The sequence below is a fragment of the Spiroplasma endosymbiont of Tipula paludosa genome (assembly GCF_964264785.1).
Classification (GTDB): Bacteria; Bacillota_I; Bacilli_A; order Mycoplasmatales; family Nriv7; genus Nriv7.
This window is the reverse complement of the sequence record NZ_OZ183484.1, coordinates 389,538-402,947: the sequence shown is the minus strand read 5'-3', so window position 1 is coordinate 402,947 and position 13,410 is coordinate 389,538. Positions and strand designations below refer to the sequence as shown.

Sequence of the window (13,410 nt, the reverse complement as noted above, 5' to 3'; positions counted from 1 at the left end):
TAACTTTACAATTTGGCATCAGATATTAATAAACAAGAACAAGAAATGATTTTGCATTCATTTGATAAAAAAACAGAATTTGAAGCAGAAATTGCCCCTCACGAACAAGCGGTGGTTGAATATTCAGTCCGAGAAATTCATCTTGAAAATACACTAAATTTAAAACAAAAAATTACCGGAACAATTACTGCTAAAATAATTGATGATAATAATGAAGAACAAACAATTACGTTATCAATCAAAGAAGCAATGCAAATATTACAAAAATATAGCTTATTGCCAGATGAAATTACTCTCAATGAAGATAACAGTATAACTTTTAATGGAAAAGGCAAAATTTCTTTGACACAAGAAGCAGAACCGAAATTAATTATTAAGACTTCAATAATTTAATTGTTTGTGAAAAATAATCAAACTATTCAAACCAGTAATTTTAATTACTGGTTTTTATTCCGACAAAATATAAAGGAAAAATTAAAATGAAAAGTTGTTTAAGGGCCTTGTCTTGTCATCATAGAAAACTACCTTGCTGGGTGTGTGTTGGGGCAGTATTTAACAGTTTTTAAATTTAGTTATTACGAATTTTCAATTTCAAAATCATTTGTACATATTAAACTATAATCTATTGTATTATCATCTTGTTTGTAGTCATTTAAATTTTTGCCTTGTGCTTTAATTGTTATTTTTTTATTGATTACTCATTCTTTCTTTCCTACTTTGGTTCCGTATGTAGTTATTAATTGTCTTATTTCATCTTGTTTATTTTTATTATTAGAGAATTCTGATTGTATAAATTTGAAAGTAAAATCGTTTAAGTTTTTAAATTCTGGTAATTTTTCATTTAGATTGATATTATCTTCTTTTTTTATGTTAACTTCTATAAGTCTGGTTGTTGGCCAAGTTGCGCGATCACCAAAATGAAACCTCACCTTTTGTAAGTTTTTGATTTCAAAATCATAAATTTTATTAATATCTTTATTACTATCTTTATTTTTTTGTTCTACTGGTTCATTTGCTTTTTTAGAACAACCAACTATTGGTAATGTTATTAGTCCTAAAACAGCGGTTATATTTAAAAATTTCATAAATTTAACTCCTTTTTTTCAGTATATATATATATTATACAAAAATTCTTAAAATCATTAGAAAAATGGCAAAACCGATTAAAAATTGAAAGGTATAGTAAAAGGCGGGTACTGTTTTAAAAACTGGAAAAATGACAGTTGAAAAGTTAACTGTTGCTCTTGCAATAATCGCTAATGGTTGTAAAATCGTAATGACTTGTGAAGCCGTAAGCATTCAGTTTAGCATTTTGATACCGGCATTTTGAATGGCACAGCCAATATCGTTAAAGGTTGGTATTCACCGTCCAGAATATTTACAATTTGCTGGCGGGATTATGTCATCTCATTCCGAGTTGGTTGAGCCGTCAGGGATAAACGCCATGGAATTAAGGACATTAAAGTCGTAAATTTTAAAATTGTAGTTAGCGGTATTTTTTTTATGGTATAAAGGAAATGTCAAGGTAAAAATATTAATACCATAACGAATATCAATATCGGTATTGAGATAATTAATACTGTTAGTAGTCTTGCTGGTTGGCAAGGTGATCAGTTTATTGTCATAGGATTTAAGGACATTAAAATTAATTTGATAAACGCTATTGTTGTTTTTAATGGCATTATAATTTTCTTGGTGAATTTTTTTGTCAAAAGTAAAAAAATAACTTCTTAGTAATAATTCTGAATTACCAGTAACATTGATTAAATATTTTTTAGGATAAAAGGTAATTAATGAGCGATAAAAGAAACCGATTTGAATAAAGTAATCTTTGTTGTAATTATCTACTCCCTTAAAATCAATTTCGGTATGAGTTTTTTCGTCCATGTCAAAAGTCGTATAAAATAAACTGGAAAAGAAATTGCCAAGAATTTCATAGATTTCGTCAAAAATATTTTTGTACTCGCTGTTGTTAATACTAGGAATGTTGTTTTTAAAATAAAGGTAAATGTCATTTTTTAATTCGGGGTCATATCTCAAAAAACTAAATTTAACATTAAGATAATTTAAGGTACCAAAAAGATACTTAATTAAGTAATAATCGTTAGCATTTGCAGTGTCATATTTTCAGATTTCGGTTTCACCGTGGAGTAATTGCAAATAGTTATTACCTGCGATTAAGGTTTTATTAAAAGCTTTAATTTTTAAAATATTCTTATTAATTTCATCTTTACTACTAGAAGTTTTGTGATAAAAATAGCTTTCGTTTTTAAAACCGTGGTTTTTAATTGTAAATTCTTTGTAATAACCTTTTTCTAAGGTGTCAATAAAATTAAACACTGGTGTTCAATAAAGATAAGAATAATTAAATTTGTCAAAATCACCACGATGAATCATTAAATAGTCAAGATTATCAATGATATCTGTATAGTTATGGTTTCCATCAAATTTGTTGGTTGTTTCTGGTAAATCAATATCGGTGCTATCTTTTTTAATTTCAATTTCAAAATCATTTGTACATATTAAACTATAATCTATTGTATTATCATCTTGTTTGTAGTAATTTAAATTTTTGCCTTGTGCTTTGATTGTTATTTTTTTATTGCTGAATTATACTTGTAAGTGCAAGTAAATAAAATTGCAAAAGATTTCATATAAAAATTTCATGATGCTAAGTTTATTTTAGAAAAAGTAAATTTAAGGAGTTTTTATATGGGATACAAACATCTTGGCATAGATGAAAGAATTTATATTGAGAATCAATTGAAATTTAAAGTAAAAATTAGTGAAATAGCTAAAAATCTTAATCGAAGTATTAGTACTATTAATCGAGAAGTTAATAGAAATAAAGATAATAATCATTATTTTTCATTAATTGCACAAAATAAAGCAGAAAATAGAAAACAATTACATGTTTATTTTCATAAATTTAAAAATAGAGAATTAGTAAAATATGTACAACAAAAATTATTATTAGGTTGATCGCCTGAACAAATTTATGGCAGAATTAAAAATTTTCATCAAGAATGAATTATTAGTTTTAAAACAATTTACAATTGAATTTATTCTGGATTACTTGAAAAGGTTACTAGTAAAAATTTAAGAAGAAAAGGTAAGAAACGAAAATCTCAAGAAAATCGGGGTAAATTTAATGGTAAATCCATTAAAGAACGAAATGTTAATAATCGCATAACTCTTGGCCATTGAGAAGGTGATACTGTAGTATCATCACGAGGTAAAAGTAAATCATGTTTAATAACTTTAGTTGAAAGAACATCAAGATTTACTTTAGCAATATTAGTTGAAAATAGAACTACTAAAGTTATTAACAAAAATATTAGTCATTATTTATCAATTCTTCCAAATAATCTTGTTAAGACTATAACATTTGATAGGGGTAAAGAATTTGCTAATTGACAACAACTTGAAAAAAATTTAAATGTGAAAATTTATTTTGCTGATGCATATTCACCTTGACAAAGAGGTACTAATGAAAATACTAATGGTTTAATTAGAGAAAAATTTCCTAAAAAATTTAATTTTTCAAACACTACTAAAAATGCAGTTCATAAATTTATATTGTCTTTAAACCAAAGACCAAGAAAAATACTAAATTATCTTTCGCCAATCGAATATTTGGTTAGAAAAATAATTTAGTTGCACTTAACTTTACAATTTGGCATTGATTACTCATTCTTTCTTTCCTACTTTGGTTCCGTATGTAGTTATTAATTGTCTTATTTCATCTTGTTTATTTTTATTATTAGAGAATTCTGATTGTATAAATTTGAAAGTAAAATCGTTTAAGTTTTTAAATTCTGGTAATTTTTCATTTAGATTGATATTATCTTCTTTTTTTATGTTAACTTCTATAAGTCTGGTTGTTGGCCAAGTTACGCGATCGCCAAAATGAAACCTCACCTTTTGTAAGTCTTTGATTTCAAAATCATAAATTTTATTATCTTCTCTTTTATTTCTAACTAGTTGTGCTGTGGTTTTTTTGTTGTTAATGTTTGTGGGAATAGTAAAAATGTTATTGAAACCAATAGTTAGCACGGTAAATATTTTCATAAACATTTTTATCACTCCTTTTTAAAATATTTTATTTTTCATTATTCTTTTAGTTTTAATCTTTTTTAATATAAAACGAATTAAACAGTTTAATATTTCTGTTATGGTTACTCATACTAAGGAATAACCTATAATCATTAACTTATCAATTGCTCCAATATCTTTTTAAAAAATTAATGAGTTTGTTTAGTTTCATTTTTTAAGGCTCTTTTTGCTTTAATTTTCTGAATAATAAAGCGGATTAATTTTTCAAATTTAATTGCAAAGTATATTGCTCCGCCTCATCAAAAAACAAATATTCCCGCTAGCATAATGCCGCTATTGAACTTGCCAAAGAAATCAACCATCTGTTTATTCATAAAATTATTAAATTCATCGCTTGTTCCGGTTATTCATTTAGTATCGATTGCTGTTAATGCACAAATTAATAAGCTTATAAAGATGAAAATGATACTTAATACTATTTTTAACCACTGGTTTTTAAAAGAATTTTGAATTTTTAATTTTAATGGCATTTTTTCTTTTGAATTATCTTTTTTAAATAATTTTCCTAAAAGTTTTTTAATTGCCAAATTGTAAAGTTAAGTGCAACTAAATTATTTTTCTAACCAAATATTCGATTGGCGAAAGATAATTTAGTATTTTTCTTGGTCTTTGGTTTAAAGACAATATAAATTTATGAACTGCATTTTTAGTAGTGTTTGAAAAATTAAATTTTTTAGGAAATTTTTCTCTAATTAAACCATTAGTATTTTCATTAGTACCTCTTTGTCAAGGTGAATATGCATCAGCAAAATAAATTTTCACATTTAAATTTTTTTCAAGTTGTTGTCAATTAGCAAATTCTTTACCCCTATCAAATGTTATAGTCTTAACAAGATTATTTGGAAGAATTGATAAATAATGACTAATATTTTTGTTAATAACTTTAGTAGTTCTATTTTCAACTAATATTGCTAAAGTAAATCTTGATGTTCTTTCAACTAAAGTTATTAAACATGATTTACTTTTACCTCGTGATGATACTACAGTATCACCTTCTCAATGGCCAAGAGTTATGCGATTATTAACATTTCGTTCTTTAATGGATTTACCATTAAATTTACCCCGATTTTCTTGAGATTTTCGTTTCTTACCTTTTCTTCTTAAATTTTTACTAGTAACCTTTTCAAGTAATCCAGAATAAATTCAATTGTAAATTGTTTTAAAACTAATAATTCATTCTTGATGAAAATTTTTAATTCTGCCATAAATTTGTTCAGGCGATCAACCTAATAATAATTTTTGTTGTACATATTTTACTAATTCTCTATTTTTAAATTTATGAAAATAAACATGTAATTGTTTTCTATTTTCTGCTTTATTTTGTGCAATTAATGAAAAATAATGATTATTATCTTTATTTCTATTAACTTCTCGATTAATAGTACTAATACTTCGATTAAGATTTTTAGCTATTTCACTAATTTTTACTTTAAATTTCAATTGATTCTCAATATAAATTCTTTCATCTATGCCAAGATGTTTGTATCCCATATAAAAACTCCTTAAATTTACTTTTTCTAAAATAAACTTAGCATCATGAAATTTTTATATGAAATCTTTTGCAATTTTATTTACTTGCACTTACAAGTATAATTCAGCAATTTTAACTCTCCTTTCATATTTTTTATCGTCCTTTAATCACAATAAATAAAGCAACAAGTACACAAGTGACGCTAAGAATAGTAAAAATTGGGTGTTGCGAAAATGTCCGAGCCATTGGTTTAAATAGCTCTAAAATTGTTAAATTGCTAGTAATAAATTTTTGGAAATTAGCAAGACCTTCGCTAATATAGTTCGTTAAGGTTTCAAAATGACTACCTGCTAATAACCCAAGAACAGTTATTAAGATAAAAATAATAATTAGTTTAAACATTGTTAGTTACCTTGTTTTGTTTTTATTGGTTTTATTTGTTTTTTAACTTTTCCTCACGCGCTTAACCGCCCTTTATTTTTAACCGCATATTGGCGTTGTTTTTCTAAATTAACTTGTTTACTACCAAAACCAAGAATAATTGCCATAAGAAATTCTACAGCCAGTGTTAAGAATAAAGGAAATATTAGTTGAATATTTGTTCCTGGTACTTCTAAACTTCAAATTAAGTCAAAAACTTTATAAAGCATTTGAGCCAGAAAGTCGGCCATTTTTGCGAGATTTTCCATTTTTTATTGTTCCTTTTCTTTCATTTTTCTTAAAAATTTGCTGAATTTATCCATTTTTAAGTATTCCAAGTCTTCTAAATCAATTGCGGTGTCAGTATAGTATTTATCTTCATAGTCAGGATTTACTTTTGAATTTAAATAATCTCTTAAAAACGCTAGGTAAAAAGAATTGTAAGTGTTTAATATTGGTAGCGGAATTTTTAGTTTAAAAAAATAAATATCAAGTTCAGAAATATCACGATATTTAATGCGACGACCCTTTTTACTATTTTTAACATCAATTAAGGTGTTTCGTCAGCGTTCATATTCTTCAATACTAGTAAAGGTGCCATAGATGACTTTTAAGTAGGGACGAAAAATATTAACGGGTTTTTTACGAATTCCCACAATCACATTATTGGCAATATCACGAACTTTAACTCAAATATGTTTATCTCTTTGACCGCTAGCGAGAACAATATGACCAAAATGTCGCGCCAGAGCGAAATACTCTTGAATACCCGTTTCTTCATTTTTGGTATTATTTTTTTCTCAATCAGTTCCTTCTAAAAATAAATTGGTTTCATCTCACAAAAGTAAGGTTTTGTCTGGTAATACCGGATAATCAAAGTCTAACAAACCCATATGCCCTAAACTTAATTTTTGGGTTTCTAGTAATGGAAAGGTTGCGGCGATATGATACTTCTTCTTTTTTAGTAATTTTGCTGCGTATACTAGAAAGGCAGTTTTTCCAGTTCCTAATGAACCAATCACAATGTTTAATGGTGAGTTTTTTAAGAAATTAATAACTTTGTTAATTTGTGTTAAATTACCGATTTTAAAAAGGAAAATCAAAATACAACCTGCTAAAAATAAATAGCTCACAATGTTTTTAAAATAACCGTTGTAAATGTATCAAATTGCTCCGCAATGTCATAAAATTAAAAATGAGGTGCGATTTAATTCAATAAAATGGTTATTTTTTTCTATTATTCATTTGCAAAATTTCATCTTGCACCTCACTTTATTTTTTTGTTAGCGGACTGCGCCAAGTAATTTTTCAAACATTTTAAAGCAAATAAAGAATATTGCTAAAATAAATGGAAAAATGAAGATTCAGTAGTCAGCAAAGAAGTTACCGACTTGCGGCATATTAACAGAAATAATTTCTCACATTTTAGTAAATGCTGTTATAATTGCATTTCACAATTTAGTCATCGCATCACTAGCTGTTATTTTTGCTGGTGCCTCGGCTAAGAAAGTTCCAATCATATAATCACCCCCTTTCTTCTTAAGGCATTCGTCATTTGTCTTTATCTAAATACTGATATGGTTTTTCAAAGTAACATTAGAATAAATCAGGCCATAATCGCTGTTAATAATCAAAAAGCAATGTTTGCCATTAAAAGTCAAAGTGTTTCTTGGGTTAAATCAATTTCTTTACCACCAGTAATATGAGCCGGAATGGTTGTAATTTGAATAAATAAATCTCAGAAAGTTTGTTTAATTTGTTCTCAATTAAATTCTTTTAAGTTTATTGTCATTTTTTATCTCCCAAAAATCATTTTTATTGGTAAATACATAATTGAAATTAAGGCGAAAAGAAAAGTGATGATAATAATTAATCCGGCAATAAATGCAACTTGTGCAGGCATTTTTTCTATCGGAACAAACAGTTTTAAGAACTCCATAATAATTTCTCAAAACATTATTTTTTATGCTCGTTATTTTTTTTTGAATTAGGAGCTTTAACTCATTCTTCAAAGCGGGCAATAAATACTTTTTCGTCTTTTGTAAAATTACCAGTATTATTTTTAATGGCATTTTTATATTTAATTCGCATTTTTATTTTGGCATAAATTTTATAAGAAAAATATGCCGATAGCATTATGCTGATAATAATAAACATTAGTCCAATTGCAATATTCATTTTTAAACTCCTTTAAAATAGTTATAATTCATATCTTTTTTGTTGTTTTCTTTTTCGACAATGAAGAAACTTAATAATTCTTGTCCTTTAATTAACTTGGTTTCTTGCTCTTGTTGATTAATTGAAATTACTTGATATTTACTATCTTTTATTATTCCAATACAAATAGAATTTTCGTATTTTCCTTTATAAACAAATCGCTTTGGAAACCAAATGCCGATTTGTTCATTAAATCAGGGAATTTTTGGTGCTTTAATAAGCATTGCGTTTTGTGTTTCTTTTAAAAGATATTTCTTAGTATTTAAGAAAATGTTTTCAATGTTTTTCATAAGACTTGGTACATAACCTTTAATTTTATCTACTATTTTGATAATTATTTTTTAGATGAAATACAAATGTTAGATAAATACAAAGATAAAAATGAATTTTATAGTTTAGTCGGCATAAAATGTTATAGTTATGTACCAAGTCTATAGTAAGTTACCTTTCTTATAGATAAACTAAGTTATATTAACTAAGTTAGTTAACTTAGTTTTTTAAACACTTATATATCGCAGATTTAAGTGTTTAACAAGCTTTGTTATTAAATTTTGTTTTTTAATTAGATAAAGATTTTAATAATTTTAAACTTAGCATACCCCTATATAGAAATTTCTACACTTTAATATCCGCATCCTACCCTTGGAACTAATTTAATAGCGTGTATATTTTTAGGAAATCCACCCATTCATTTTTTTATTGCAAAATGAAACAAATTGCTATAGCTAATAGGGTGTTATCTATCAACTGGTAAACTTCTTTCGGTTATGGCGACCACCCACAATTTATCGTGCTTTAATACATACCAACATTATTAATTCACTTGTATTTAATTTTCAAAGAACAAAATTTTAACACCTCATAAAATAAAAAGACAATCACTGCTGACTGTCTTAATACTTATTCAAATATTTTCCTACCTAACAAAACTTTATGCGTCCGTAAATATTTATTATCTTCTACTTAATGATTTATTTTTTATTTTAATTTACTAATAATAATATTAGTTATTTCATCAATTGACTTATCATCACTTTCAATAACTAAAAAATTAAACTTAGTTTTATATTTTTCATATCATTGTTCATACTTCTCATTTAATAAAACTCAATAATTTTCATCTACTAATAATTCACTAGTTCGGCCACGAACTTTTATGCGCTGAATCGCCGTTGCTGAAGACACGCGTAAAAAAACAATTAAGTCCGGAGTAATTAAATTATCTAAATAAATACTTTCTAAAACCACATTGTGATAAAAGTCACAATAAACTTGATAATCAATATCATTAATAAGTTGTAAGTCTTTTAACACTTCAACAAAAATAACATCTTCCATCACACTACGATCAAAAATTACATTTGTTTTACCCTTAGTTAATTTTAATTGCTGACTTCGTGCCATTAACATATATACTTGCATTTTAAAAGCTGTTTGTTGCGGATTGCGATAATATTCATCCAAATATGGATTTTCCTTTACTGGCTCATTCATTAATAAATAATCGGCATATCTTTTTGATAATTTTTCACTAATAGTTGATTTGCCAGCCCCCACGACTCCTGATAATATAATTCGCATTTATTTAAACTCCTTATTTATGTTAATCTTGACTTTCATTTTTAAATTTATCACTGGCAACCGTCGCTTCTTCAGTTGTTGTTATTGATTCTGATTGGTGAGCCAGTAATATTTGTTGACAACTACTTTTTGATGTTAAGAACAACAAATTCATTGTAACAATTATTTTATTTAAAATTAATTTGTTAGATTTTTTTGCTTGTTTTTTAGTAGAAAAAATTTTAACTAAATTACTACTTATTTTTAATAAAACTTTACTCATACTTCTTCTGATTAATGAACAATAATTAAAGATAATATCTATTTCTGCAAGTTCTACTGTACTACCAGCGATAGCAATAATTGTTATGTTGCTTAACAACTTTAAAATTTTTGCCATTTTTTATCCTCCCAAATAAATATATTTATCTAAATATTATTATTTATTTTACATTTTTTATCATTTTTTAGCAATATTTTATTTGCCAAAGGTCGCGTTTAGTTTTCTTAGGTATTTTTTAAAAAAGAAAAAATAGTCATTTACTATAAATTATTTCAATATGCAAATTAAGTATATATTTCTTATGTATGATTTTTGTTGTAAAAAATTATTTTAATGTTGTTTTTATAAGCATTTTACTTAGTTTTTATAACCTTTTATTAAGAATATGTTTGTTAATATTAAATATTTTGTTTTATTAATTATTTTTCAAGTAAAAAGGTAATAAATTTTTAGTTGCTTTTCTTTCAAAATTATTCAAATCTTTACCCACCTAACAAAACTTTATGCGCCCTTTGCCAAATTGTAAAGTTAAGTGCAACTAAATTATTTTTCTAACCAAATATTCGATTGGCGAAAGATAATTTAGTATTTTTCTTGGTCTTTGGTTTAAAGACAATATAAATTTATGAACTGCATTTTTAGTAGTGTTTGAAAAATTAGAAGGAGTTATTAATACAAATTACCCAAACAAAAAAGTATTTAAATTAAAAAATGGTATTGATAAACATAAAATTATTCCATTAAGTAATGAAAATCATGAAATTGAATTAGTTTTTGATACAAGTAATTTATATTTAGAGGGAATTATTAATATTGATAAAAATCACAACAAAACATATTGATATTTTTCTGATTCAAAAATAAAAAATTTAGATAATAACATTACTTCAGAATCTCTTCATTTTTCAGGAAATTATAGCCGTTTAGTAGGTGAAGATACAATAGAAATTAGTAGGGAAGATATTAATAACTCTATTAGTAATTTAAGTAATATCACCAAAGAAAATAGGCATACTATTAAAAATGATTTAGTACGAACTATTTTTATAACATCAGAATCAATGCGGTTTTTTCTGTTAGAGATAGTATTAAGAAAATTTTAATTGATGATAATGCCAAATTGTAAAGTTAAGTGCAACTAAATTATTTTTCTAACCAAATATTCGATTGGCGAAAGATAATTTAGTATTTTTCTTGGTCTTTGGTTTAAAGACAATATAAATTTATGAACTGCATTTTTAGTAGTGTTTGAAAAATTAAATTTTTTAGGAAATTTTTCTCTAATTAAACCATTAGTATTTTCATTAGTACCTCTTTGTCAAGGTGAATATGCATCAGCAAAATAAATTTTCACATTTAAATTTTTTTCAAGTTGTTGTCAATTAGCAAATTCTTTACCCCTATCAAATGTTATAGTCTTAACAAGATTATTTGGAAGAATTGATAAATAATGACTAATATTTTTGTTAATAACTTTAGTAGTTCTATTTTCAACTAATATTGCTAAAGTAAATCTTGATGTTCTTTCAACTAAAGTTATTAAACATGATTTACTTTTACCTCGTGATGATACTACAGTATCACCTTCTCAATGGCCAAGAGTTATGCGATTATTAACATTTCGTTCTTTAATGGATTTACCATTAAATTTACCCCGATTTTCTTGAGATTTTCGTTTCTTACCTTTTCTTCTTAAATTTTTACTAGTAACCTTTTCAAGTAATCCAGAATAAATTCAATTGTAAATTGTTTTAAAACTAATAATTCATTCTTGATGAAAATTTTTAATTCTGCCATAAATTTGTTCAGGCGATCAACCTAATAATAATTTTTGTTGTACATATTTTACTAATTCTCTATTTTTAAATTTATGAGCTGAATTATACTTGTAAGTGCAAGTAAATAAAATTGCAAAAGATTTCATATAAAAATTTCATGATGCTAAGTTTATTTTAGAAAAAGTAAATTTAAGGAGTTTTTATATGGGATACAAACATCTTGGCATAGATGAAAGAATTTATATTGAGAATCAATTGAAATTTAAAGTAAAAATTAGTGAAATAGCTAAAAATCTTAATCGAAGTATTAGTACTATTAATCGAGAAGTTAATAGAAATAAAGATAATAATCATTATTTTTCATTAATTGCACAAAATAAAGCAGAAAATAGAAAACAATTACATGTTTATTTTCATAAATTTAAAAATAGAGAATTAGTAAAATATGTACAACAAAAATTATTATTAGGTTGATCGCCTGAACAAATTTATGGCAGAATTAAAAATTTTCATCAAGAATGAATTATTAGTTTTAAAACAATTTACAATTGAATTTATTCTGGATTACTTGAAAAGGTTACTAGTAAAAATTTAAGAAGAAAAGGTAAGAAACGAAAATCTCAAGAAAATCGGGGTAAATTTAATGGTAAATCCATTAAAGAACGAAATGTTAATAATCGCATAACTCTTGGCCATTGAGAAGGTGATACTGTAGTATCATCACGAGGTAAAAGTAAATCATGTTTAATAACTTTAGTTGAAAGAACATCAAGATTTACTTTAGCAATATTAGTTGAAAATAGAACTACTAAAGTTATTAACAAAAATATTAGTCATTATTTATCAATTCTTCCAAATAATCTTGTTAAGACTATAACATTTGATAGGGGTAAAGAATTTGCTAATTGACAACAACTTGAAAAAAATTTAAATGTGAAAATTTATTTTGCTGATGCATATTCACCTTGACAAAGAGGTACTAATGAAAATACTAATGGTTTAATTAGAGAAAAATTTCCTAAAAAATTTAATTTTTCAAACACTACTAAAAATGCAGTTCATAAATTTATATTGTCTTTAAACCAAAGACCAAGAAAAATACTAAATTATCTTTCGCCAATCGAATATTTGGTTAGAAAAATAATTTAGTTGCACTTAACTTTACAATTTGGCAAACACTTATATATCGCAGATTTAAGTGTTTAACAAGCTTTGTTATTAAATTTTATTTTTTAATTAAATAAAGATTTTAATAATTTTAAACTTAGTATATCCCTATATAGAAATTTCTACACTTTAATATCCGCATCCTACCCTTGGAACTAATTTAATAGCGTGTATATTTTTAGGAAATCCACCCATTCATTTTTTTATTGCAAAACAAAACAAATTGCTATAGCTAATAGGGTGTTATCTATTAACTGGTAAACTTCTTTTGGTTATGGCGACCACCCACAATTTATCGTGCTTTTAATACATACCAACATTATTAACTCACTTGTATTTAATTTTCAAAGAACAAATTTTTAACACCTTATAAAATAAAAAGACAATCATTGCTGACT

General features: G+C 25.4%; 20 protein-coding genes. 4 read left to right on the top strand and 16 right to left on the bottom strand.

Going from position 1 to position 13,410, the window contains the following annotated elements; genetic code table 4:
- The first annotated feature begins 12 nt into the window (after positions 1 to 12).
- Entirely contained in the window at positions 13 to 393 is a 381-nt protein-coding gene (locus ACFEL5_RS02355; RefSeq protein ID WP_375315601.1) for a hypothetical protein, read from the top strand.
- A 182-nt stretch (positions 394 to 575) separates the two neighbouring features.
- Here the strand turns inward: ACFEL5_RS02355 and ACFEL5_RS02350 are convergent, their stop codons facing one another.
- Positions 576 to 1,085, bottom strand: a complete 510-nt coding sequence (locus ACFEL5_RS02350; RefSeq protein ID WP_375315600.1) for a hypothetical protein — start codon at positions 1,083 to 1,085, stop codon at positions 576 to 578.
- A gap of 34 nt (positions 1,086 to 1,119) precedes the next feature.
- The gene (locus ACFEL5_RS02345) at positions 1,120 to 2,397 is read right to left on the bottom strand and encodes a hypothetical protein (protein WP_375315522.1); all 1,278 of its coding nucleotides are present in this window, start codon (positions 2,395 to 2,397) and stop codon (positions 1,120 to 1,122) included.
- A 315-nt stretch (positions 2,398 to 2,712) separates the two neighbouring features.
- Here ACFEL5_RS02345 and ACFEL5_RS02340 point away from each other — a divergent pair, with 315 nt between their 5' ends.
- Positions 2,713 to 3,657, top strand: coding sequence for an IS30 family transposase (locus tag ACFEL5_RS02340; protein ID WP_338966716.1), 945 nt, complete (start codon positions 2,713 to 2,715; stop codon positions 3,655 to 3,657).
- A gap of 12 nt (positions 3,658 to 3,669) precedes the next feature.
- On the opposite strand, the gene ACFEL5_RS02335 is transcribed toward ACFEL5_RS02340, so the two are convergent.
- From ACFEL5_RS02335 to ACFEL5_RS02275, 13 genes are all read right to left on the bottom strand, one after another.
- Positions 3,670 to 4,077: a hypothetical protein gene (locus ACFEL5_RS02335; protein ID WP_375315599.1), complete on the bottom strand. Its 408-nt coding sequence runs from the start codon at positions 4,075 to 4,077 to the stop codon at positions 3,670 to 3,672.
- Between the two features lie 167 nt (positions 4,078 to 4,244).
- Entirely contained in the window at positions 4,245 to 4,643 is a 399-nt protein-coding gene (locus tag ACFEL5_RS02330) for a hypothetical protein (protein ID WP_375315598.1), read from the bottom strand.
- Positions 4,644 to 4,662: 19 nt separating this feature from the next.
- The gene (locus tag ACFEL5_RS02325; protein WP_338966716.1) at positions 4,663 to 5,607 is read right to left on the bottom strand and encodes an IS30 family transposase; all 945 of its coding nucleotides are present in this window, start codon (positions 5,605 to 5,607) and stop codon (positions 4,663 to 4,665) included.
- A gap of 133 nt (positions 5,608 to 5,740) precedes the next feature.
- Positions 5,741 to 5,989, bottom strand: a complete 249-nt coding sequence (locus ACFEL5_RS02320) for a hypothetical protein (RefSeq protein WP_375315597.1) — start codon at positions 5,987 to 5,989, stop codon at positions 5,741 to 5,743.
- Positions 5,990 to 5,991: 2 nt separating this feature from the next.
- A complete protein-coding gene (locus ACFEL5_RS02315) occupies positions 5,992 to 6,276 on the bottom strand; it encodes a hypothetical protein (RefSeq protein ID WP_375315151.1) in 285 nt (94 codons plus the stop codon).
- Between the two features lie 3 nt (positions 6,277 to 6,279).
- Complete coding sequence (locus ACFEL5_RS02310; RefSeq protein WP_375315596.1) at positions 6,280 to 7,266, bottom strand: hypothetical protein; 987 nt, start codon at positions 7,264 to 7,266, stop codon at positions 6,280 to 6,282.
- Between the two features lie 24 nt (positions 7,267 to 7,290).
- Positions 7,291 to 7,527, bottom strand: a complete 237-nt coding sequence (locus tag ACFEL5_RS02305) for a hypothetical protein (RefSeq protein WP_342277333.1) — start codon at positions 7,525 to 7,527, stop codon at positions 7,291 to 7,293.
- A 41-nt stretch (positions 7,528 to 7,568) separates the two neighbouring features.
- Positions 7,569 to 7,799 (bottom strand): hypothetical protein, encoded by a 231-nt coding sequence (locus tag ACFEL5_RS02300; protein ID WP_342277465.1) that lies wholly within the window; start codon positions 7,797 to 7,799, stop codon positions 7,569 to 7,571.
- Between the two features lie 3 nt (positions 7,800 to 7,802).
- Positions 7,803 to 7,946 (bottom strand): hypothetical protein, encoded by a 144-nt coding sequence (locus ACFEL5_RS02295; protein ID WP_375315047.1) that lies wholly within the window; start codon positions 7,944 to 7,946, stop codon positions 7,803 to 7,805.
- Between the two features lie 17 nt (positions 7,947 to 7,963).
- On the bottom strand, positions 7,964 to 8,185 hold the full coding sequence (locus tag ACFEL5_RS02290) for a hypothetical protein (protein ID WP_375315595.1): 222 nt from the start codon (positions 8,183 to 8,185) through the stop codon (positions 7,964 to 7,966).
- 2 nt (positions 8,186 to 8,187) lie between these two features.
- Entirely contained in the window at positions 8,188 to 8,514 is a 327-nt protein-coding gene (locus ACFEL5_RS02285) for a hypothetical protein (protein ID WP_375315083.1), read from the bottom strand.
- Positions 8,515 to 9,202: 688 nt separating this feature from the next.
- On the bottom strand, positions 9,203 to 9,805 hold the full coding sequence (locus ACFEL5_RS02280) for a deoxynucleoside kinase (protein ID WP_338967134.1): 603 nt from the start codon (positions 9,803 to 9,805) through the stop codon (positions 9,203 to 9,205).
- A gap of 22 nt (positions 9,806 to 9,827) precedes the next feature.
- Positions 9,828 to 10,184 (bottom strand): hypothetical protein, encoded by a 357-nt coding sequence (locus ACFEL5_RS02275; protein WP_338967136.1) that lies wholly within the window; start codon positions 10,182 to 10,184, stop codon positions 9,828 to 9,830.
- A gap of 527 nt (positions 10,185 to 10,711) precedes the next feature.
- On the opposite strand from ACFEL5_RS02275, the gene ACFEL5_RS02270 reads away from it, so the two are divergent.
- Positions 10,712 to 11,170, top strand: a complete 459-nt coding sequence (locus ACFEL5_RS02270; RefSeq protein WP_375315594.1) for a ribosome-inactivating family protein — start codon at positions 10,712 to 10,714, stop codon at positions 11,168 to 11,170.
- A gap of 35 nt (positions 11,171 to 11,205) precedes the next feature.
- On the opposite strand, the gene ACFEL5_RS02265 is transcribed toward ACFEL5_RS02270, so the two are convergent.
- Positions 11,206 to 11,991 carry an IS30 family transposase gene (locus ACFEL5_RS02265; RefSeq protein WP_375315593.1) on the bottom strand — a complete coding sequence of 262 codons (786 nt, stop codon included), beginning with the start codon at positions 11,989 to 11,991 and terminating at the stop codon, positions 11,206 to 11,208.
- A gap of 58 nt (positions 11,992 to 12,049) precedes the next feature.
- Here ACFEL5_RS02265 and ACFEL5_RS02260 point away from each other — a divergent pair, with 58 nt between their 5' ends.
- Positions 12,050 to 12,994: an IS30 family transposase gene (locus ACFEL5_RS02260; protein WP_338966716.1), complete on the top strand. Its 945-nt coding sequence runs from the start codon at positions 12,050 to 12,052 to the stop codon at positions 12,992 to 12,994.
- The last annotated feature ends 416 nt before the right edge of the window (positions 12,995 to 13,410 follow it).